The following is a 24,920-nucleotide window of genomic DNA, read 5'->3' on the forward strand; positions in this document are numbered from 1 at the left end:
TCGCCCCTATAAAATCTATCCAATGAATGATAAGAATAATATACAGAAGATATATCCCCTGACTGCAATGCAGGAAGGTATGTTGTTTCACGCCATGTATGGCGGCACCAATGCCTATTTTAACCAGGTATGCTACCGTACATCTGGTATGTTGAACGTATCGCTGCTAGAGGAAAGTCTTGACATGCTTTCTCTCCGACACGACATCCTGCGAACTGCTTTTGTATATGAGAAGAACGAAAGGCCAATACAGGTAGTGCTGAAAAACCGGAGGATCGGTTTTCTGCTTACAGATATTTCCCATCTCAGCGAAGGCGAAGCAGCAGCCTTTATAGCCGAATTCAGACAACAGGACATTGCACGCGGGTTCGATCTTGTAAAGGACCCGCTGATGCGCCTGACCGTAATAAAACTGGCCGATAACGGCTATGAATTTGTGTGGAGTCACCATCACATCCTGTTGGATGGATGGTGTATTCCCGTTTTGCTGCAAGAACTCGTAACCATCTATCATACACTGGTGGCTGGTCAACCTGTTAAACTCGCAGCCCCGGTACCGTTTTCCCTATATATCCAATGGTTGGAAAAGCAGGATAAACAAGTGGCTGCCAATTACTGGCGCGATTACCTCCACGGCTATACGTCAGTAGCGGCAGTTCCTCCGGTATTGTTCCCCGCTTCAGAGAATAGCCCCCGTGAAACACTGACAGAGAAACTGCGATTAGGCGATACCGTTACTGCGCAACTGGAAGCCATTGTCCGCCGTGAGAAAGTGACCATGAATATCTTGTTCCAGGCTGTTTGGGGACTGCTGGTAGCAAAATTCAATAACACCAATGATGTGGTATATGGTAATGTTGTATCCGGACGCCCGTCTGATATTCCAGGAGTAAACGAAATTCTTGGACTATTTATCAATACTATTCCCTTACGAATCCGCTTTCAGCCGGATACCCGCTTCAGTGACCTGCTACGTACAGTACATAATGAAAGCCTGGAAGGATTACCATATCATTATGCACCGCTGGCAGAGATACAATCTGGCAGTGCGCTGAAACGTGATTTACTCCAGCATATTGTGGCCGTAGAAAATTATCCGCTGGAAGAGAGCATCAAACAATCCGGCAGTAACGGTGATATCTTTGATGTGCAGGAAGTGAAGATGTTTGAGGAAACAAACTATGACTTCCACATCAACGTGATGGTGGGAGGGCAGTTTGAAGTGATTATGTCGTATAACCCTACACGTTATACCACCGCGTATATCCGTGCGATGCTGCATGAATTTGAGCAGATCATTACACAGGTAATACAGGATGAAGATGTACAGGTTGGAGATTTATTTATAGAAGTGCCGTTGGAAGTGCGCTCTCAGCCTGCATTTCAATTGGCTTACTGGAAAAAACAGTTGTCTGGTACAGAGCCGCTGCAAATACCCACTGACTTTGCACGTACGGCTGCACCGCAAACAGATTGGAACACTGAATCACTGCGGATTGATCAGCCGGAATACAATGCCCTGGCTATCCTTTCGTTCGATGAAAATACTACCTTATATAATACTTTGCTGGCTGCATGGAATGTACTGATGTTTCGTTATACCGGGCAAAACTCGATCAGCACTGGTATTCCGGTTACACGGGAGAACAATTTGCTTCCCCTGCACATTCAGATGGATACCGTACCTATATTCAGCCAGCTGCTGCAGGAGGTTAAGCGAAATAGCCGCGCTGCTGCAGAACACCAGGATGTATCACTCTTTGCTATTGCCGATGCTACAGGTATTTCGGCTGCGGAAATCTTTGCCGTAACTTTTGCTCCTGCTGATACTGCTGTAACTACTGATACTGAATTACAGGTGAACATATCAGAAAAAGACGAAGGAGTCATTATCAGTATCTGCTATGCCGCTAATTTATATACTGCAGCTACTATTCAGCGAATGCTGGCGCATTATCATCAGATCATTCGCGGTATCATCGCGGACCCTGCTGCAAAAAACGCGCTGCTGCCATTGCTCTCAGAGAAAGAAGCAGCTACTTTACTGAAGGCCTCCGCCGAAAGGACTGCAGGTTATCCCTATCATAAAACTATTAATGACCTGATCGAAGCGCAGGTTGTAAAGACCCCTGAAAATATTGCCGTAACATTCGGTACGCAGCAACTGAGCTATCGTGTACTGAATGAACGTGCCAACCGGTTGGCACATTACCTGCGACTGAGAGGCGTGGAGCCGGATTCGTTAGTGCCTGTTTGCCTGGAGCGGGGCCCTGAGATGATTGTCGCATTGCTGGGTATTCTCAAAGCAGGTGGTGCTTATGTACCCGTTGATCCTGCATACCCAAAGGAACGTATTGCATTTATGTTGGAAGACACAGCGGCGCCGATCGTACTGGCAGCAGCCAATACCGCCCACGTACTGGCTTCCAACAGCCATGCAGAATTAATCCTGCTGGATGATCATTGGGATAAGATCAGTCAGGAAGATGCTGGAAATCCTGCGCCGGTAGCTGCCCCTCATCACCTGGCCTATGTTATATATACCTCCGGTTCTACAGGGAAGCCGAAAGGTGTGCTGATAGAGCATCGAAATGTAGTTCGTTTATTCGAGACCGATGCTCCTTTATATGATTTCAACAGCAACGACGTATGGACCATGTTCCATTCTTTTTGTTTTGATTTCTCTGTCTGGGAGATGTATGGCGCATTGTTCTATGGTGGTCGTGTGGTTATTGTACCGAAAGACACTGCCCGTGATGCAGTAGCTTTCGCTGCATTGTTGTTGGCAGAAGGAGTAACTGTACTGAACCAGACGCCATCTGCTTTTTATGTATTACAGGAATCGTTGAGTAGTACTCCGGCGGATCTGAATGTCCGCTATGTCATATTCGGAGGAGAAGCCCTGAATCCTGCAGCTGTAAAACCCTGGGCAGAGATGTTTCCTGCCTGCCGTATCATCAACATGTATGGCATCACAGAAACTACTGTTCACGTCACCTACCAGGAAATTGGCGAGGCTGAAATGAATAGCAGCAGGAGCGTAATCGGAGAACCTATTCCTACACTTGGATTATATATCCTCGATGGCAATTTGAACCTGTCGCCCATCGGTGTGCCAGGAGAATTATATGTATCTGGGGCGGGACTGGCGCGTGGATACCTTCACCGCGATCAGCTCACCAGTGAACGATTTATACCTAATCCTTTCAATGGTGGTAAACAGGGCCGGCTCTATAAAACGGGAGATCAGGCACGTTGGCTGCCAGATGGAAATATTGAATATCTCGGGCGTATAGACAATCAGGTGAAAATCCGTGGTTTTCGTATTGAACTGGGAGAAATTGAAAATGCTATTCAGCAGAGCGGTTTGGTGAAACAGGCGGTAGTCATTGCCGATACAGACCGTAGTGGCGAAAAGCGCCTGGTGGCATACATTACCACGGAAGATAATTTCAGCCGTGTAGCGTTGCTGTCTTACCTGGATGGCAGGCTGCCTGAGTACATGGTACCAGCGATCATTATTCCGCTGCCGTTTTTCCCGCTTACTTCCAACGGAAAAACGGATCGTAATGCCTTGCCTGCGCCAGATGCAGGTCCGGTGGCTACCTATGAGCCACCTGCAAACGAAACCGAAGAAGTGCTGGTGAAAATCTGGCAACAGCTGCTGGGGGTAGAGCGTTTAGGCGTTTACGATAATTTCTTTGAGCTGGGAGGTCATTCTCTTTCTGCTATCCGTATGGTAGCGGCTATCAACAAGCATTTCAGCGCATCCCTGAAAGTAGTGGCCGTATTCCAGCATGCTACTATCCGCGAACTGGCAAGGCATATTAACCAGGATGAGGCCACGTTTACGGCTATACCAACAGCACCTGTACTGGATACTTATCCGTTGTCTCATGCACAAAAGAGATTATGGCTCATTTATCAGATGGATGACGCTCAATCTAACTATAATTTGCCACTGGCCTTTACATTCCGTGGCAACGTGGATGTAGCGGCACTGGCTGCAGCTTTCAATTTACTAGTCACCAGGCATGAGATATTACGCACCATATTAATCACTGAAAACGGTGAACCACGACAGCAAATATTGCGGCATGGAGACCGTCTGGCGTTGCAGGTGAGTGATTTGCGTGGGAGAGACGACGTACATGCACAAGTAGCCGCATTGGTAGCGGGTGCATCTGCTACAGTGTTCAATTTGTCCGACGGCCCTTTGTATAATGCTTACCTGTGGCAAACCGATGAACAGGAATATGTTTTCTTCTTTGTATTACATCATATCATAACAGATGCATGGTCTACTGCCGTCATCATGAATGATCTGTTACAGTTTTATCAAGGATTGCTGGACCATAACAAAGCCATGCCGCCTGCACTGACCATACAGTATAAGGATTATGCTGTGTGGGATCTGGCGCAATCGCAGCAACCAGGTTATGAGGCACACCGCAACTACTGGATAGAACAATTCCGGGAACCTGCCCCAGTGTTGGAATTGCCGACGGATTATCCACGCCCTGCATTGCCGGAACAAAATGGGAAACTGGTGCTTGCACGTGTGGATGCTGCTTTACTCACCGCACTCAAATCAATTGCCAACCAACAGGGAGTGAGCCTTTTTATGCTATTACTGGCAGGGTTCAAGGCCCTTTTATATCGCTATACCGGTCAAGATGACCTGGTGATAGGTTCACCGGCTGCAGGCCGTAGTCATACTGACTTGGATAATCAGGTGGGCTTTTATGTAAATACACTTGCTCTTCGTACCAGATTCTCCGGAGCGCAGCCATTTGCAGATCTGCTGCAGGCCGTGAAAACATCAACGCTCGGTGCTTATGAACACCAGCAGTTTCCGTTTGATCAACTGGTAGAGGAACTGGCAATCCCGCGTGAAACCGGCCATTCGCCGCTATTTGACGTGATGTTTGTGCTTCAGAATATGGAGAGTGATGGCCTTTTGCGGAAAGATGCGCTTAGTTTTGAAGTAGATGATTTTCCACTGGGTTCTCAAGGAAATAAATTTGATCTGACAGTTGAAATGTGGGAATCTGGTTCGGCACTGGAAATAATGTTGGAATATAATAGCGGCATTTTCAGTGAAGCACGTATCACCCGAATGGCGCAGCATTTCTGTAACCTTCTGGCTGCCGTGGCAAAAAACCTGCAAACACCGGTTGTGCAGTTGACTTACATAGATGAAGAAGAAAAAGAACTGTTGTTACAGGTATTCGCAGGTAAGGCAGATAAGTTGCCAAAACAGCTAAATGTGGTCCGCTTGTTTGAAGAGATCGTGCAGCAGTATCCGGATTCGCTGGCAGTAGCTGATGAAATCACTGCCTATACTTATCGGGAACTGAATGCACGCGCCAACCGGCTGGCGCATTATCTCCGCCACCATTACTATGCCGGAGAGAATAACATCATTGGTATAGTGATGTCGCGGACCGCTGATTTTATCACGGCAATGTTGGCAACGCTGAAAACCGGCGCCGCCTATCTGCCACTGGAACATAGTACACCAAAGGATCGTATACGTACGCTGCTCGGGCAAACTGATGCAATACTGGTACTTACGGATGATACTACCTTGGTGGATGAACTGGATGCAGGCATTCCTGTAATAGCCCCAACGGAGGCTACACTGGCATTATTTCCACAGGATAATCTTCATGAAACCAGTATCAGCGGAGATTCTCTGGCATACGTGATGTTTACCTCCGGTTCTACCGGAACTCCTAAAGGAGTAATGGTGACGCATAAAAGTATTATCAGATTAATAAGGAATACGAATTATATACAGTTGACCGAAAAAGACCGTATCCTGCAAACAGGATCATTATCCTTTGATGCGGCAACGTTCGAAATATGGGGCGCATTGCTGAATGGCGGGCAGGTACACCTGCTGGACCTTATGCATCTCCTGGATACGAGGCAGCTGGCAGCGGCTATCCGTGAAAAGGAAATAACTACTATGTGGTTTACTGCTTCCTGGTTTAACCAGCTGGCAGATCAGGACCCATCGCTTTTTAGCCCGTTAAGCAGGCTGCTGGCAGGTGGAGAGGCACTATCTCCATCGCATATACGAAAAGTGCAGGAAGCTTGCCCGGATACAATTATCATTAACGGCTACGGCCCTACGGAAAATACTACTTTCTCTATTTGTGGCCCGGTACCGAAGTTTCCAGAAGCCGCGGTGCCATTAGGAAGGCCCATTACGCACAGTACCGTTTATATCGTCGATAGCCAGCTACAGCCGGTGCCAGTAGGCATCCCGGGTGAAATACTGTTGGGTGGTGAAGGATTGAGTACGGGGTATATAGGTGATCCGCAGCGTACCGCACAACAATTTATTATCCATCCGTTTGAGGAAGGAGAGCTGGTATATCGTTCAGGAGATATTGGCAGGTGGCTGGAAAACGGAACAGTAGCATTTCTTGGTCGTGTAGATGATCAGGTGAAAATCCGCGGCTATCGTGTGGAACCCGGTGAAATTGCGCACGCCATAAAAGATATCCCGGCGGTTCGTGATGCCTATGTTTCCGCGGAAAAAAATGCGCAAGGAAACAAGATGCTGATATGCTTCTATACGGCAGATCAGGCTTTACAACCCGCAATGCTAAAGAGCGCATTGAAGGCGCAGCTGCCAGATTATATGGTGCCATCTCTCTTCATTCATATTGCACAATTGCCGCTGAACCGAAACGGGAAGATCGATCGACAGGCCTTGCCAGACATTGATCTGCTGCTGGACCAACAAGCAGCAGGAAATGAAGCACCGGCAACAACAACAGAAACAGCAGTGCTAGGTCTTTGGGAAGAAGTGCTAGGAAGAACAGGCTTCGGTATGCAGGATAACTTCTTCGAAGTAGGTGGTAGCTCCCTCATGGCCTACAGGATTATATCTCTGATAGAAACTAGGATGGGCGTAAGTATTAGCCTGGTCGTATTTTTCCGTAACCCAGAAATCCGGTCACTGGCGGCAATCATTGCCACAACAGAAAAATCTGCTGTAAACATGATTCCGCAAGTACCTGTAGCATCGCTATATGAATCATCCCGTGCACAGCAACGCTTATGGATTTTGGATAAACTGGAAACAGAGAAACATGCATTTAATATTACCGCAGCATTTGTAATATCCGGTGACCTGGACCTCATTGCATTGCAACAGGCATTTCAGCTTACTGTGGTGCGCCATGAAATATTGCGCACCGTATTTGTGGAGCAGGACGGATTGCCTTGGCAACGTATTATAGATGTCGACAACTGCAAGGTTTCCGTACCGGTAACCTCTGTGTCAGGAGCAGTACGGGAGCACGGCATTAACCTGTTGAAAGAAGAAGAGCTGCATGTATTCCAACTGGATCAATGGCCGCTGATCCGGATGCAGGTAGTGTCTTCCACAGCTGAACATGTACTGGTGGTGAATATGCACCATATCATCAGCGACGGATGGTCAGTGCAATTATTTTATACAGAGATCTTGACCCAGTATACACAACTGATAAATGAAGCTAAAACTGCCTTGCCGGATTTGCGTATACAATATAAAGACTATGCAGCCTGGCATCAACGCAGGTTACAGCAATCATCTGCAACAGATGAACTATACTGGCTGAACAAACTGCAGCAAGAATTGCGGCCAGAACTTCCGCTGGATTTTCAACGTCCGCGAACCCGCGCCTACAGCAGTAATAGCCTGCATTTTGCACTGGATAATGCTGCCCTCAATACCTTCCGTAACTGGACAAAGGAACAGGAAGTGAGTATGTTCATGATCTGTGAAACATTGGTAGCGCTATGGCTACGGCAGTATACGAAGTCGAATGATGTTGCTATTGGAACTACTTCTGCAGGCCGCGATCACCCTGATTTACAGCAGCAGATGGGATTCTATGTAAACGTGATAGTGCTGCGCACACAGCTGCAGGAGCAAGATAGCTTCTTCTCCGCACTGGAAAAGGTAAAAGCTACTACGCTGGAAGCATATGAACATCAACACTATCCATTTGATCTGCTGGTAGACAAACTTAAACAGAAAAGAGATCTGGGAAGGAACCCGCTCTTCGACGTGATGTTGGCATTTACCGACGGCTTTAATGTAGAAGCGCCGGCAGCAACCAACTTTGCTGAACTCACTGCCGCCCCTGGAGAAGGTTCCAATAAGTACGATCTAAGTTTTTATTTCAATACCGATAACCAGGATGGAATACAGATTGAACTGATATATAATAACACGTTGTTCCGTGAGTCCACCGCTCAACAGCTGCAACAATTGTTTATTAGCCTGGTGGCGCAAGTGTTAGCCAACCCTAATGTGCCGCTAAAAACTGCCACAGCAGCTCCTCTACAGGAAGCCATTACGCTGGATGATGATTTTAGCTGACCCTTAACCCAACATTTAATCTCAAGATATGAGTAAGTTTTCATTGCAGGAATTTACGGTAACCAGCTACTGGACCGACAAAATAAAACAAGCAGGAGGTGCTGGATTTTTCAGTATACTCCCAGTAGAAGATATTGTACCAGAAAGACTTCAGTTTCAACATAACCTGCCGGTGGCAGTCGCAGAAGCGGTGATAAACATCTCCCGCGAAAAAGATATTAATATCTATAAACTAACAATGGCTGCATTGTATATCCTGTTAGGAAAATACAGTCAACGCCCAGACCTGCTGCTTACTACCAGCACAGTACAACTGGATGCCGTGGTGCCGGTAAGCCAGCCTTTGCCATTGTTTTTTGCAGTACCATTTGGAGAAGAAATGACGGTGAAAGAGCTGTTGAAACAGGTACATGAAGAACTTGAAAGAAACATCAACCGCCAGGATTATAACTATGCTGAGTTATCTGCGATACTACAGGAGCAGCAAGACTTACATGAGCAGGCCTTTTCCGTGGGGTTTTCCTATGAGCCGCTGACAGTAATGCATGATGATCTGTTTAAAGTGCCACTGTTCTTCAGATTGTTCAGAGAAGAGAGACGGTTATCTCTGCAGATCGACTACAATGCTGCCATTTATGATACAGATTACGTGCAGTTGTTGGCCCATCATTTTCAACGGACACTTGAAATTATCACGGCTGATCTGAATGTGATTATATCTGCTATTAACTTTATTTCTGAGGAAGATCATGAACGTTTGTTTGGCTGGTTCAATGATACAGCATGTTCATTTAAAGAGCAGCCAGTAATTGAACAATTCGAACAACAAGCGCTGCTAACTCCTGATGCTATTGCAGTGAAGAGTGGCGATGTGGTACTAACTTACCATCAGTTAAATGAGAGAGCCAATGAAGTGGCCTGGTTTCTGAAACATGATCGTGGTCTTCAACATCAGGATAAAGTATCGCTGATGGTGAATCGTTCAGAGAAAATTATTATCGGAATTATCGCAATCCTGAAAGCCGGAGGAGTGTATATTCCTATCGACCTGAGTTCTCCGCAGGACAGGGTGCGTTTTTTTCTGGAAGACAGTGGTAGTAAAATTGTTCTGACAGAAAAGTCGCTTGTGGAAGAAACACCGGATGCCGCTGCTCTCGGTTATCTGGCTATGGAAGATATCCCGGCAAGAGCGGCTGATAACCCTGTGTTGGCAAGAGATCCGCACGAGTTGGCCTATATGATTTACACCTCTGGTACTACCGGAAAACCTAAAGGTGCTATGGTGCATCATCTGGGACTGGCTAATCATGTAAGCTGGTACAGAAAACGTTTTGCCATCACACCGGCAGACAGTACTATGCTCATCAATTCCTATAGTTTCGACGGATGCTATAGTTATATCTGGGCTACACTCACTTCAGGTGCAACGTTGCATGTGCCGAATGATTCATTTTTTGATCCCGATAAAACTTTACGCTATATAAAACAGGAACAGGTTACTTTCCTGAAAATGGTGCCTTCCACATTTGGCGTGCTGGTGAACAGTGCTACATTTGACGAAGATCCCGATGTTTGCCGCTCTATACGTATACTGAAGCAGGGAGGTGAAACTATCAACGTAAAGAACCTGCGTAAATATTTTGAACGTTACCCTCATGTAGAATTAGGAAACCACTATGGCGCTACGGAAGCTACTATCGGTTCCGTTGCCTGGTGGGTTACCAAAGATACTATCAATGACTTCGCCCGCCAGCCTGTGCTGGGACGGCCTTTCGATAATCAGCAGGTCTACGTGCTTAATAGCCGTAATGAACTTTTGCCCATAGGTGTGCCTGGTGAAATTGCCATTGGAGGAGTAGGGGTAGGTAAAGGTTACCACAATAGAGAAGAACTGACCACGAAAAAATTCATAGATAATCCATTCCGGCCCGGAGAAAAACTTTACCGTACCGGAGATCATGGCCGCTGGTTGCCTTCAGGAAAATTGGAATTCTTCGGACGTATCGACAATCAGGTGAAAATCCGTGGTTTCCGTGTAGAATTGGATGAAGTAGCAGAAACGCTGAAAGATCATCATGAAGTAAGAGATGCTGTGGTACTCGTGTATAGCAAGGACGGACAGGACCAACTGGCTGCTTATTTCGTGACGGATGTAGAAACACCTGATATTCCCGGTTTGCAGGAATTCATGAAAGGCCGTTTGCCTGACTACATGATTCCGGTGTATTATATCCCGTTACAGCGCCTGCCACTTACGCCCAATGGAAAAATAGACAAACGCTCATTACCAGATGCAGGTGAATACAGGGTGCAGTTTAGCGGTAATGCTGTAGCGCCGCGCACACTTGCTGAAACACAGTTGAAAGAGATCTGGGAGCAGTTGCTGGATATTTCAGGTATCGGTGTAACAGATAATTTCTTTGAAATTGGAGGGCACTCACTCAAGGCTACGCAGCTGATTGCGTTGATACATAAACAACTAAAGGTATCACTGCCGCTGAAAGAAATTTTCTTGCATCCAACCATTGAGGAGCAGGCGAAATTGATGGAATCTGCTACAGAACATACATTTACGGATATAACCCCGGTGCCACTTCAGGAAGATTATGAAGTATCACACGCACAAAAACGTATGTGGCTGATCGCGGGAATGGATACGGAACCTACTGCATATAACATTCCGCATGGTACTTTTCTGGAAGGGAACATCAATGTGGAGGCTTTTAATAAAGCGCTTACAACGTTAGTAGAACGCCACGAAATACTGCGCACTGTGTTTGTAGTGCGCGATGGAATGCCTCGTCAGCAGGTACTGGCGCCATCAGGATATGGCTTTACCCCAATATTCCGCGATCTGAGAAATCATCCGGATAAGCATCGTGAAGCAGAACTGATGGCTGCAAGAGAAGCTGAAACCGTATTTGATCTGGCACATGGGCCGCTGGTAAAAGCAGTGCTGTTACAGCTGGAAGATGAACGCTTCATGTTCCTCTTCACCTTACATCATATTATATCAGATGGATGGTCTACCGGTGTGTTTTTTTCAGAGATCCTGAAACTTTACCACGCCTATACGAACAATGCATCGGAAAGTCTTGCACCACTTGCGATTCAGTACAAAGATTTTGCCGCATGGCAAAACGCGCTACTGGCAAGCGATGCCGCCAACGTACATCGGGCATATTGGTTGAACAAGTTGGGAGATGACAGGCCTGTACTGGAACTTCCTGCTGATTTTAATCGCCCCAGAATAATGACTTTCCGGGGAGAATATCTTACCAGAAAATTACCAGCGGCTGTTCAAAGTAGGTTACAGCAATATGCAACATCGAATAACCTGAGCTTGTACATGGTATTGATGGCAGCAGTGAAATCCATTCTGTATCGCTATACCGGGCAGGAAGACCTGGTTGTTGGTACACCTGTAGCCGGCAGAGAACATGCAAGCCTTGCTGATCAGATTGGCTTTTATGTCAATACAATTGCTATTCGTACAGGCATAAAACAAGGAGAATCTTTCGATCAATTTGTTCGCGGTACTGTGAAAGATAGTCTGCTAGAAGCTTACCAGCATCAATCATATCCTTTTGATCAGCTGATCGATGATCTGCAATTGGATCGTGATATGAGCAGGCCGCCATTATTTAATGTAATGGTGGTGATGCAGAACAATACAGTGACACGTGATGCATTGCTGGAGCAGAGTGGACTCCATGCTGTTCCATTCAGCAATCAGAAACCGGTGAGTAAGTTCGATCTGACAATTGATTTTGAAGAAGGCCCAGATGGTTTGACGGTGGGGATAGAATACTACAGTGATCTGTTTGCAGCAGCACGGATGGAGCGTATGCTGGGGCATCTGGGTAATTTTATTACAGCAGTGGCAACAAACCCTGGATTACAGATTGACGAGGTGCCATATATGTCCGCGCTGGAATTGGAGGAAATTGATGGTTTTACCGGTATTTATGCACCAATTCATCCTGCGCTTACTGTTCATGGTGAATTTGAAAAGCAGGTGGCAGACGCACCGTTGGCAATTGCCGTAGCAGATGCGCACAACAGCTATACGTACCAGGAGCTTAATATAAAGGCTGGAAAACTGGCGGGTCTCTTACAACAACAAAGTGGACTGCAACCACAACAGGTGGTGATGGTGGCAATGAATCGAAGTGCGGAATATGTTGTAGCCATGTTGGCCGTATTGAAGGCAGGAGGGGCATATTTGCCAGTGGAAACACATCTGCCGGTGGACAGGATGTTGCAATTGCTGGAGTTAACGCAGGTAGCAGCTGTTGTTACAGACAACGAAGAGATATTAGCGCAACTGAAGGATAAGGCAAATGTAATTTATACATCAGACATATCTTGGGAACATACAGTGGCCAATCAAGAACCGGCGGCTGTTGATGCGCACTCACTGGCGTATATCATGTTTACCTCTGGCTCTACCGGACAGCCAAAAGGAGTGATGATTGAGCATGGCAATATTATCAACCGTGTGAAGGGACAACCAGACCTTCGTTTGTCAACAGAGGATGTTTACTTGCAGACGGGCTCACTCTCCTTTGACGCAGCTACTGTGGAAATATGGGCGCCTTTGCTGAATGGTGGCAGTGTACATCTGCTGCCTTTACCACAGTTGCTAGACCCACAGCAGCTGGCGGAAGCACTGGGCGCACGTGCTATAAACATTGCTTTCTTCACTACCTCCTGGCTGAATCAACTGATAGATATTACACCAGCCATCTTCGGAGGACTGCAACGTTTATATACTGGTGGCGAGGCGATATCTATGCCGCATATGCGCAAATTACACGAGCATTGTCCTGATCTGATAATTTATAACTGTTACGGGCCTACGGAGAATACCACTTATGTCACCTTGTTTCGAGTAGATAACAAGATTGATGAAGATGCGGCCATCGGATATCCAATGGTAAACGATCTGGTAAAAATCGCCGACAGGCAACTGCGTGCAGTTCCTAAAGGCATACCAGGCGAATTGTTGCTGGGAGGAGGAGGTTTGGGCCGTGGCTATGTGAATGATACTATCCGTACTGAGAAACAGTTTATACTTCATGAGGGCGAAAGGATGTATAAAACGGGAGATCTGGTGGCCTGGGGAGAAGATGGCCGTATCATGTTCCTCGGGCGTATAGACGACCAGGTGAAGATCCGTGGTTACCGCGTGGAGCCTGATGAAATAGCAGCGGTGATGCAAACCTGTCCTGGTGTTAAAGAAGCCGTGGTCGTAGTACACAGAAAATCCAACAACGAAAAGATACTTGCAGGATACTATACTTTAACGGAGACGGATACACGTCATGACCTTAGATCTTTCCTGACTAAAGTACTGCCAGCTTATATGGTGCCTGCATCGCTGATTGCGCTGGATGTTATGCCACTCAACGCCAATGGTAAAACGGATAGAAAAGCTTTGCCGGAACCACAATTGGAAACAGCCGGGTATATGGCGCCAAAGAATGAAACAGAAGCGCTGCTGGCTACTATCTGGGAACGATTACTGGATATTTCACCTGTAGGTATAAACGATAATTTCTTTGCACTGGGTGGCCATTCATTATTGGCTACACGGCTGATATCTGCTATCAGGGAAGAAATGCAGCTACAAGCATCACCCAAGGATATTTTCACCTATCAAACGATTGCTGAACTGGCGCCTGTACTCAAGGCGGCACCACAGTCATTGCCTGCTATCTCGAAATATAGCGGTGCCGAAAAAGTACCGCTATCGTTTGCACAGGAACGCCTCTGGTTTATTGACCAGCTGGAAGGCAGCGTACAATATCATATGCCAGTATTGCTGCGCATCAAAGGCTCACTAAACACAACAGCGCTGGAACTGGCTATACGCACATTACTGCAACGTCATGCAGTGCTGAGAACAATTATCCGTGAAGAAGATGGGAAAGCTTATCAGGTGCCCCTCAACAGCGAGGATTGGAGCCTCGGCATTATCAGCAACACCGCATATGGCAACAAAGCCAAGCTACATGCTGCGGTAGAGGAGCTGATAGCAAAGCCATTTGATCTGTCGCAGGACTTCATGCTCAAAGCCTGGTTGCTGGAAATAGCAGCAGAAGAACACGCATTGCTGATATTGATGCACCATATTGCTACTGATGGCTGGTCTATGGGTATCACTATCCGTGAATTGTCAGCGTTGTACAATGCTTACAGTACTGGTGTTACACCAGATTTACCTACACTGAATATTCAGTACAGCGATTTCGCCAGATGGCAGCGTCACTACTTTACGAGCGACAGACTTGCTTTACAGGCCGACTATTGGAAGAAACAACTGGAGGAGGTAGCACCACTTCAGCTACTTACTGATTTTCCGAGACCTGCTGTGCAAAGCACTCGTGGCGCATATTATGCATTCCGGATCAACGAAACAGTGACACAACAACTGAAGCAGCTAAGTCTCCAGCAAGATGCAACGCTGTTCATGACTTTACTGACAGCTTTTAAAGTATTGCTGCATCGCTATACTGGCCAGGATGATATCTGTGTTGGTGCGCCTATCGCCGGTAGGACCAGGCAGGAAGCAGAAGAGCTGATTGGCTTCTTTGTTAATACCCTGGCGCTTCGCAGTGACCTGAGTAGTAATCCGGTATTTACCGATTTATTGCAACAGGTGAAGACTACCACATTGAGTGCATATGAACACCAGGAACTGCCGTTTGAAAAAGTAGTGGATATCGCAGGTGGCGCGCGTGAGTTGTCCAGAACACCATTGTTTCAGGCAATGTTTGCCTTGAATAACACTCCCGCGGCACATAACAGCACCCTGGGAGATCTGCAACTGACAGCAGAAGATTTAGACCAGACAACCGCTAAGGTAGATATCAGCGTTTCCCTGGAAGAAACGGCTGACGGTATACAAGGAGGAGTGGTATACTGCACCGATCTGTTTACACCAGATACTATCACGCAATTGATACGTCATTTCCAGCAATTGCTGCAGGTAATTGCCGATAACCCGGCGCTGCAAATCGGTGCTCTTCCAATGTTACAGGCAGATGAACTGGAAGAAGTATTACAACAATATAACAATAGTACACCTGCTTTCGCAATAGCAGAAACAGATAATATACTGGAGATGTTTGCCCACCAGGTGGCCTTGCATCCGGATTTGACCGCGCTGGTAACAGATGAGGAAAGTATTACTTATGCACAGCTGGACCAACGTTCGGATACGCTGGCGCATTACCTGCAGCAGCTAGGTGTCTCAGCGCAAAGCCTGGTGCCTATGTGCCTGGAACGTTCGATCGACATGGTCACAGGTATTATAGCGGTGCTGAAAGCTGGTGCAGCCTATCTGCCTATTGATCCGGCATATCCCCGTGAAAGAATTTTATATACGCTGGAAGACAGCGGCGCAGCAATCCTGCTGACCAGCAGTAGCTGTACTGCGGTGACGGACTTGCAGGTAGATCTGCAGCTGGTGCAACTGGACACGTTGCATGACCTACCGGCTGCTATACCGGCAGCTGTAAACCATCATGCCGGTAAACTTGCTTATGTTATTTATACTTCAGGAAGTACCGGTCGTCCTAAGGGAGTATTGGTAGAACATCGTGGTGTGGTAAACCTGGTGAAAGGTTTGATTCCTGCACTGGACTTAAAGCCTGCACAACGATTCCTGCAGTTTTCCTCTTTTGGTTTCGATGCTTCCTGCTATGAGATATTTACGGCCTTACTTAGCGGAGGTTGCCTGGTATTGCCCAAACAGGATGAGCTGCTGGTAGCGGAAGGATTTGGTAGTATGATCAATCGCCACCAGGTGGAAATTGTATTGTTACCACCATCATATCAGCATGCTATCAGGGAAAAAACAGGCACCATACATACGATCATTTCAGGTGGAGAAGCCTTGCATCCCGAAGATGCAAAATATTTCGGTCAGAAAGGAATCCGCGTATTTAACGCTTACGGCCCTACGGAGAATACAGTTATTACCACGCTCACGGCTAATCCGATATTACCTGCCGCCGTTGTGATTGGCGCGCCGATAGCAAATGTGCGGGTGTATGTATTGGATAAATACAATAATATCTGCCCGCCACGTGTGGCTGGTGAAATATGTGTAAGTGGAGACAGCGTAGCGCGTGGTTACCTGAATCGCCCTGAACTTACCCGTGAGAAATTTATTGCCGACATATTTGTAAATGATGGTGGCCGATGCTATCGTACAGGTGATCTTGGTCGTTGGTTACCAACCGGCGACATAGAGTTTCTTGGTAGGATAGATGACCAGGTGAAGATACGAGGATATCGTATTGAGTTGGGAGAGATCAACAATGTGTTGCAGGAATGTAAGCAGGTGACACAGGCTGTTGTGTTGGCCCGCAATAACAATCGCAACAAGCTTCGCCTGGTGGCATATGTGGTGCCGGCAGGTGAATTTGATCGCGACGCCATTACCGACTTTCTGCGTGGCAGGCTGCCGGAATACATGATCCCATCGCTGGTAGAAATGGACAAATTACCAGTTACTGCCAGTGGGAAAATAGATAAAAATGCACTGCCGGCAGCAGAAGATGCAGTGGCAGATACAACTACCTATACTGCCCCCCGCAATGAAACTGAAAAAGCGCTGGTTCGTATCTGGGAAGAATTATTACAAGTATCACAGGTAGGCATATACGATAACTTTTTTGAACTGGGAGGAGATTCCATTATCTCCATACAACTGGTAAGCAGGGCTCGTCGTGCAGGATATGTGCTGCATCCGCGTGATATCTTCAGACACCAGCATATTGCTGCCTTAGCCACTGCAGTAGCGGCCACACAGGAAGTAGTAGCTGAGCAGGGAAAACTGACAGGAGCCACAGGCCTGCTGCCAGTACAGCAATGGTTCTTTGAACAGCAATTTGCGGCGCCGAATCATTTCAACCAGTCTGTTCTCCTGCATATCGATAAATCCCTTGATAAAACAATATTGAATAACGTGCTGGCGGCATTGGTGGATCGCCATGATATTTTGCGTGCACGCTATCAACGGCTCAAGGGCCGCTGGACGCAAACGTATGGCGCCGCTGTTCCTACCATGACAGGTGCTATGGCCTCCAGCGAGGCTGAAATAACAGCCATCTGTGAGCGTTACCAGACACTGTTGAATGTGGAAGCGGGTATCCTGCTGCAATGCGTACTCATTGAAACGCCGCTTACAGAAGCCAGCAATCGCCTCTTTATAGTCATACACCACCTCGTGGTGGACGGCGTTTCCTGGAGGATCATCCTGGAGGACCTCGCCGCATTCCTGGATGCAGCTACCAATGGCTATCCTGTTCAACAGCTCACTAAAACATCCTCTTATCGTCAATGGCAGGATGCTCTTTGTAAATATGCAGTTTCACCTGCTACACTGAGTGAGTTGCCTTACTGGAAACATATCGTTGAAGCCTATACGCCGCTGATGGTGGACAATAAAGCACCAATGGCCACACGTAGTCAGCTGCATACTCATACAGTAAAACTACCGGTGACGGCTACACGTAATTTGCTCGGTAAAGCACAGCAAGTGTATAATACAGGTATCAACGATTGGTTGTTAGCCGCACTGGCACGCACTATCAGTGAGTGGAGCGGTAGCAGTAGAGTGCTGATTACCCTGGAAGGCCATGGCCGTGAAGCCATTTCTCCGGAACTAGATACAACCCAAACAGTTGGTTGGTTTACGAACATGTATCCGCTGCTGTTGGAGACTGGTCAAGGTGTAGCAGCTGCCGATCTTATCAGGCATGTGAAAGAGCAGTTGCGGGCATTGCCAGCAAAAGGTATGGGGTATGGAGCGCTTCGCTACCTCCACCCAAATGCCGCTGTCAGAGAGAGCCTCCGCCTTCCTGCTACAGACATAATCTTCAACTATCTCGGTCAGCTTGATAATATAACTCGTACCTCCGGTAATCTCAGTATTGCAGAAGAAGGAACTGGAGATCCTGTCGGCGGCAGCAACGCTTTCAGCGCAAAGCTGGAAATCACCGTATCTGCAGCTGAGGGCCAACTATTTATTTCCTGGACTTACAATCCGGCGCAATATCATTTATCTACAATCGAAATACTGGCAGCACGTAATATCCTGCTGTTGCAGGAGCTTACGGATGCGGCGCTGGCATTGCCACAACCAGTGGCTTCCCCGGCAGATTTCGGACTTACAGGACAGGTGACTATTCCACAGCTGGACCAGCTATTAAATGCCCATCAGCCTACGGAACTATACAAGTTAGGTTCCATCCAGCAGCAAATGCTGGATGCCAGCATCCGTGTGCCGCACAACGGCACCTGGTTGGTACAAGTACATTGCGATGTAACAGGTGCAGATGAAACCTTGCTGCAGCAGGCATGGGCACATGTCATTGCCAGTCACAGTATTCTTCGCACAGCAGTTTACCACGAACGACTGAATCACCCGGTGCAAGGTGTTCATCAGATGGTGGCAATGCCATTTGCCACACTTCATTTTGAGGAGCAGGAACCCACCAAGGCAGAAGAGGCCTTGGAACGTTTCCTGGAGCAGGATAAGGGCACTGATTTCAATTTATCGCAACCTCCGTTGATGCGTGTTACCTATATCCATCTGCCTGGCGGCAGGTTGAAAATGGTATGGACGCTGCATCACATTATACTGGATGGTTGGTCGATGGCTACAGTAGTAGACGAATGGCTGAAAGCATGTGAGCAGTTGTTGGCAGGTAAGCAGCTGTTGAAAGGCGCCGCTGATAACTACAGCGATTATATCCGGTTTATAGCGGAACAGGACCAGCACGCAACGGCGTCCTTCTGGCAACAGCATCTGAAAGCGCTGAAAGCGCCTGTATGGCTGCCTTTTGCAGGTACAAGCACTGACAGAAACCACAGGGCGGGCATCTTCAAAGATGAAAGATTGCTGCTGGACGAGGAACTGACAACCGCCATGACACAGTTTTGCCAACAGCACCGTATCACCATGAATACTTTGATTCAGGGCGTGTGGGCATGCCTGTTATATAAGTATACCCGCAACAGAAATATTGTTTATGGTGTAACGCTTACTACGCGCCCGGCTGAAATAGAACAGGTGGAACGCAGGGTAGGGCCATATATCAACATTATTCCACTGGTAGCGACCATTTCTCCCGCGGTACCGTTGGTGACGTGGCTGCAGGCGCTGCAGGATGGACATAGTCTTGCGGCCAGCCAGCCGTATATCAGTCAGGAAATGCTGCATCAGATTACTGGTACCAAAGACCTGTTTGATAGTGTGGTTTTCTTCGAAAACTATCCGCTGGGAGAGCAGGCGGATAACGAAGAACGGAGGTTGCAGCTGGATAATATTGGCATGCATGAACACAATAATTATCTGCTGTCCTTATTTGTGGGAGTGGCCGACGAGCTGGTTGTCCGCTTTAATTACAACAGCAGCTTCCTCGAGCCTACAGATATCGCCATTATCAGTCATCATTTCCAGGTAGTACTGCAACAGATTTTGAAAGATCCCGAAGGATCTGTTACCGGCATCCGGCTGACAACCGCTGCGCACCTGAAAGAGGCTTTTGCTAATACCGGCATAGGCAAACGAAAAAGAAAATCCTTATCTAATTAAACTATCCTAAAAACATACACGATGATACTGCTTAAAATGCTTCAGCAAAAATCAAAAGGCTTTTTCGTAATGCTGGCCCTCCTCGGGTTAATTAACAGCATCTGGGGAAGTACGCTGCTGCTGCTGATTAATAATAAAGTCACCAACACACCTTTGCCGTTTGTAGACCAATACGACTGGCAGATCTACAGCGGATTGATTGTGCTGTCATTTGTGACATCCCGGTATTTTCAATCCTATATGATACGCCTGACGTATGACTTGGGTAATGATCTTGGTTTATCCATTTTCGATAAACTGAGATTTACCAATTACGAAGAATATCAGAAGCTGGGAGATGAGAAAGTACGTACAGCCGTTGCCGATGTGACCACCCTGCAACGTTTCCCGCAGGCGTTTATCGAATCGTTTAACGCTGGGGTGATGGTGCTGATAGGGGTTATATATCTCTTCTATATCAATCTCCCAGGGGCTGCAGTAATCACCGGTATACTCGGTGTGCTGGCCACTCTCTATTATTTCCGTAATCTGGCAGTGCACCAGGACATGACCACTGTGCGCGACCTTGCAAATATCTACCAGCAGAATATGAACGATTTTCTGCGTGGTTTCAGGGAGATTAAGATGAACCGCGATCGCAGCGATAATATTTTCAAACACATCTCCGTAAATCGTGGTAAAGCAAAGGACCTGACAGTGAAAACACTGATCCGGCATATGGGCAATGAACTGATGGGTAGTTATGTCTGGTACCTGATGATCGGAATTATCTTGTTCCTTCTTCCTGCTTTGCTTCACGCAGGGTCAGTTGTTAGCAGCAGCTTCATTGTTACGCTACTCTATCTGATGGGGCCTATGAGCATCATCATCACCGAAATCCGGGAGTTTACACTCATGCACATTGCAGTAGCACGACTGGAAGAATTTGACCAAGCTGTAAGTGCTTCCAGGACCATTGAACTGGGGCATGGTATAGATCCACAAGAAGAAGTTGCCTTTCAGCAGATTCGTTTCGATAACGTGACCTATGAATACTATGATGAGATACGTGCAGAAACATTCCGTCTGCTACCACTGAATCTGGAGATCAGGAAAGGAGAAACCATATTTATTACCGGCGGTAATGGTAGTGGCAAGAGCACGTTCATTCATCTCCTTACTGGTTTGTATATGCCGAAGGGCGGTAATATCTATTTCAATGATGCGTGTATAACTGCGCAATCCTATCCCTGGTATCGTGATCAGATGGTGGCGATACATACAGACCATTGCCTGTTTACAGAGAACTACGATGATTTTGAGCTGAACCGCAATAACGAAATGCTGATGGGACTATTGGATAAAATGCGTTTAACCGACATCGTTACATTCAATGAACAGAAGAATGTAATCAAGGCTACGCTTTCCAAAGGGCAGCAGAAAAGACTGGCGCTAATATATGCGCTGATGGAGGAAAAAGAAATTATCATCCTGGATGAGTGGGCAGCAGAGCAAGATCCTGTTTTCCGCGCATTCTTCTATAAGGTACTGGTACCGGAGATGAAGTTGATGGGTAAAACAGTGATTGCCGTTACACATGACGATGCCTATTTCGATTATGCAGAGCGTGTATTACGTTTTGATTATGGCCGGGTGCAGAGCGATGTACGCCAGCCTGCCATGGCTGTGTAGGATTTGTAATGACCCAAAACAATTCAGGATACTATGTCTACCTCATATTTTCACAATTTCGTAAAGGCAAATTTTGCAAAGCAGCGGTTGGTAGTACAGCCGCGCATGGGATTCAGCGACAGAGAGCGTATGCGCAATGGTTTGCTGGCAGTAAAAGGTGTACAGGGGCCGACTATCGGAACTATTACATTGGATAGTTTTACCCGCAGTGGCGATTTTGCCAGCGCTTCCCGCGCTATTGAACAAGGGCTTTCATTGAATGGTTACCCAATCGTAAGCTACCCGCAATCAGAGAATAAGTCGCTGATTGCGGGTGTCAGGGAAATAGATTTTCCTGTGCAAATCCGTCATGGCAGCCCACTGCCAGTGGAAATATTCAAGGCTACCATACAGGCAGGTATTGATGCCATTGAAGGAGGGCCTATTTCATATTGTTTTCCTTATGGCCGTATTCCATTGGCACGAAGCCTGGATGCATGGAGAACCTGCTGTCGCCTGTTCGGTGAAGCCAGTGATGATCCCTGGCATATTGAGAGTTTCGGCGGATGTATGATGGGGCAGCTGTGTCCTCCTGCCATTCTCATTGCCATTACGATTGCAGAAGCGCTTTTCATGATAGAGAATGGTGTGAAATCCTATTCGCTCAGCTTGGCCCAGGGGACACATACCGCACAGGATGTTGCTGCGCTACATGCGCTGCGCCAACTTGGGAATAAGTACCTGGGTCCGGAAAGTGACTGGCATATCGTGTTCTATACTTTCATGGGAAAATTCCCGCAGTCATTTGGCGGGGCCCGTGGGCTGATAGAGGAGAGCGCGCGTATTGCAGTAGAAGGTGGTGCAGAAAGACTTATTGTGAAAACAGTAAAAGAAGCACACCAGATTCCGCTCATCGAAGATAATATCAATTCACTCAACTGGTGCGATGCAGTTGCTTCGGCCACCCTGCGTAACCAGCCGGTGACAGACGAGGTAGCTGCATGGACAGCCCAGATTTTTGAAGAAGCTGATTTCCTGATTAACCTGTTACTCAACCTGGGACATAACCTTGAACAAGGCATGGAAAAAGCGTTTAAGAACGGCTACTGGGATGTACCTTTTTGCCTGCACCCGGATAATCATTGTCTGACCGCCGCTCAGCTGGACGATGCCGGTTTTATTTACTGGTCGGACCCTGGAAAGATTCCGTTCCCCAGACATATACGCAATAGCGGCGTGAGAAGGAAAAAGAAAATGTCGTCCGGAGAGTTATTACAAATGCTCTCCTTTAACCAACAAAAATATGATGGCCGTTACGTGGCACAAGAGCCAGCAACGGTTTCCTGAATAATAGCAGGAAAATATTTTCCCAAATAAAAAAAACATCACATGAAACCTATCGCATTGTTAACTACAATTCCTTCGGACTCGCACCAGTGGAACCTGGTTTTCATAAGGTTGCTTTTAGAAGAAAACGGCTTTGAGGTCATCAACCTGGGGCCCAGTGTACCTTATGACCTGCTCACAGAGGCATGTATCAAGCATCAGCCGGATATGCTGATTGTATCAACCATTAACGGTCACGGATATATTGAAGGAAAAGAATTGGTCAAGAGAGTTAGAGAACTGGATTGCATGCGGGAGAAGCCGGTATTTATAGGTGGTAAACTGAGTACCGATGTGAGTATGTCATACTTGTATGCGGTGGAGTTGGAGTCTGCCGGATTTACCAAGGCATACTGCAATGATGAGGACTTACAGGATTTCGGGCAACGCCTGCAACAGATTAAAGAACAGGCAACAGTTGCCAGACAAGCTTAATAATTTTTGCCGATGATCAACCTGATTACATTACCATATGCTGGCGGCAACAAGTTTGCATATAACGCACTAAAGCCGCTACTGAGTCGAAACATTACCCTCGTTCCGATGGAGTTGCCAGGCCGTGGGCAGCGCATGAATCTGCCGTTGCTGGGTGATCTGCAGCAGATGGCGGATGACCTGATGGTGCAGGTAAGTCCGTATATCCGGAACGAATATATGTTTTATGGTCATTCCATGGGAGGTACGCTGGGTAACCTACTGATACATCGTTTGAAAGCTGGAGGACGCAGGCTGCCGCTGCATTTCCTGGTGACAGGTTGTGCTGCGCCAAAAGTAAATCACCTGCGCGCAGTACGTCATAAGCTGCCAGACCGTGATCTGAGAGACGAACTTCGGGCATTGGGTGGTTTACCAGAGGAGGTGCTGAACAATCAGGCACTGATGGAGTTTTTTCTGCCGATTATCCGTGAGGATATGCGTGCACTGGAGATGTACCAGTATAAGCCATTAGGTAAATATGATGTGCCACTTACCATTGTCAATGGTACATCAGAGCCTATTTCCGATGATATGGCTGCCGGTTGGGCAGACGAGACCACTATCCCTCCTGACTTCCGCAGGATGGAGGGAGATCATTTCTTTATTCTCCAGCACTTTGCTGAACTGGCGGCGATTATCAATCATCAAACCGCGAGGATATCTATTGTATGATTACTTTTTCCTGTTTTTTATACCGAAGGCAATTGAGCAGCACCTTGTTTGATGTTCTGTTGCATTGCCTTCCGGTAAATATGAGAATAGAGGTATGCCGGTACAACCGTTGGGAAGACCGGCAAAACAGGCTGTTTGGCCGGCTGCTATTGCGCGACCTGCTTTGTGAGGAAGGTTATTCTCCTGACTCACTGGAACGGGTAAACGCTGATGCAGCCGGAAAACTTTTCCTGGAAGATGCTTCGGTAGATTTCAATTTGTCGCATTCCGGAAATATGGTGCTGGCAGCCATTACCCGAAGCGGACGTATAGGCGTAGACGTAGAGCTCAAGGCTGCTTTGAAACCCAAAGATATTGCCGTCGTTTTGCGCCCGGAAGAATTGGAACGGTTGCAGCGGGAAGATAAGGACGCGCTGTATGGTTTATGGACCAGAAAAGAAAGCCTGGTGAAAGCCAGAGGACAGGGATTGGCTATCGACGTGAGAGACATCTATCTGAGGAATGATAACCGTGCCACGTTGCAGATGAATGGCCTCGCTGAAACATGGTTTTATCAGCAATTGCCGTTGCCTGCAGATTATGTAGCGGTATTGTGTACCTCACAATTATTACCGGAAGCAGTTTTTCTGCCTGCGGAAGACCTCATAGACCGGGCCATCAGGTATGCAGGCATAGATATAGCAACCCTGCCGCTTTTTGTATAATCAGAAACGGGGGAAGCACCCCAAAAAA

At 47.2% G+C, this 24,920-nt stretch carries 7 protein-coding genes; all 7 read left to right on the forward strand.

Annotated elements, in window-relative coordinates; translation table 11 throughout:
• Positions 1–22: 22 nt before the first annotated feature.
• From ACE38W_RS16575 to ACE38W_RS16605, 7 genes are read left to right on the forward strand one after another with little or no spacing between them, the layout of a single operon-like run.
• Entirely contained in the window at positions 23–8,389 is an 8,367-nt protein-coding gene (locus ACE38W_RS16575) for an amino acid adenylation domain-containing protein (protein WP_375832366.1), read from the forward strand.
• A gap of 28 nt (positions 8,390–8,417) precedes the next feature.
• A complete protein-coding gene (locus tag ACE38W_RS16580) occupies positions 8,418–20,003 on the forward strand; it encodes an amino acid adenylation domain-containing protein (protein ID WP_375832367.1) in 11,586 nt (3,861 codons plus the stop codon).
• Positions 20,004–20,024: 21 nt separating this feature from the next.
• Positions 20,025–21,674 (forward strand): ATP-binding cassette domain-containing protein, encoded by a 1,650-nt coding sequence (locus ACE38W_RS16585; protein ID WP_375832368.1) that lies wholly within the window; start codon positions 20,025–20,027, stop codon positions 21,672–21,674.
• A 33-nt stretch (positions 21,675–21,707) separates the two neighbouring features.
• Positions 21,708–23,000 (forward strand): methylaspartate mutase, encoded by a 1,293-nt coding sequence (locus ACE38W_RS16590; RefSeq protein WP_375832369.1) that lies wholly within the window; start codon positions 21,708–21,710, stop codon positions 22,998–23,000.
• 42 nt (positions 23,001–23,042) lie between these two features.
• Positions 23,043–23,474 carry a cobalamin B12-binding domain-containing protein gene (locus ACE38W_RS16595; RefSeq protein WP_375832370.1) on the forward strand — a complete coding sequence of 144 codons (432 nt, stop codon included), beginning with the start codon at positions 23,043–23,045 and terminating at the stop codon, positions 23,472–23,474.
• A gap of 12 nt (positions 23,475–23,486) precedes the next feature.
• Positions 23,487–24,188 (forward strand): thioesterase II family protein, encoded by a 702-nt coding sequence (locus ACE38W_RS16600; protein WP_375832371.1) that lies wholly within the window; start codon positions 23,487–23,489, stop codon positions 24,186–24,188.
• Entirely contained in the window at positions 24,185–24,892 is a 708-nt protein-coding gene (locus ACE38W_RS16605) for a 4'-phosphopantetheinyl transferase family protein (protein ID WP_375832372.1), read from the forward strand. The genes ACE38W_RS16600 and ACE38W_RS16605 overlap by 4 nt, the downstream gene beginning before the upstream one ends.
• The last annotated feature ends 28 nt before the right edge of the window (positions 24,893–24,920 follow it).

The organism is Chitinophaga sp. Hz27, assembly GCF_042263525.1.
GTDB lineage: Bacteria > Bacteroidota > Bacteroidia > Chitinophagales > Chitinophagaceae > Chitinophaga.

What these genes read in the sequence shown, in the direction of transcription:
- ACE38W_RS16575 (WP_375832366.1), top strand. Translation starts at nt 23, where the DNA reads ATGAATGATAAGAATAATATACAGAAGATATATCCCCTGACTGCAATG.
- ACE38W_RS16580 (WP_375832367.1), top strand. Translation starts at nt 8,418, where the DNA reads ATGAGTAAGTTTTCATTGCAGGAATTTACGGTAACCAGCTACTGGACC.
- ACE38W_RS16585 (WP_375832368.1), top strand. Translation starts at nt 20,025, where the DNA reads ATGATACTGCTTAAAATGCTTCAGCAAAAATCAAAAGGCTTTTTCGTA.
- ACE38W_RS16590 (WP_375832369.1), top strand. Translation starts at nt 21,708, where the DNA reads ATGTCTACCTCATATTTTCACAATTTCGTAAAGGCAAATTTTGCAAAG.
- ACE38W_RS16595 (WP_375832370.1), top strand. Translation starts at nt 23,043, where the DNA reads ATGAAACCTATCGCATTGTTAACTACAATTCCTTCGGACTCGCACCAG.
- ACE38W_RS16600 (WP_375832371.1), top strand. Translation starts at nt 23,487, where the DNA reads ATGATCAACCTGATTACATTACCATATGCTGGCGGCAACAAGTTTGCA.
- ACE38W_RS16605 (WP_375832372.1), top strand. Translation starts at nt 24,185, where the DNA reads ATGATTACTTTTTCCTGTTTTTTATACCGAAGGCAATTGAGCAGCACC.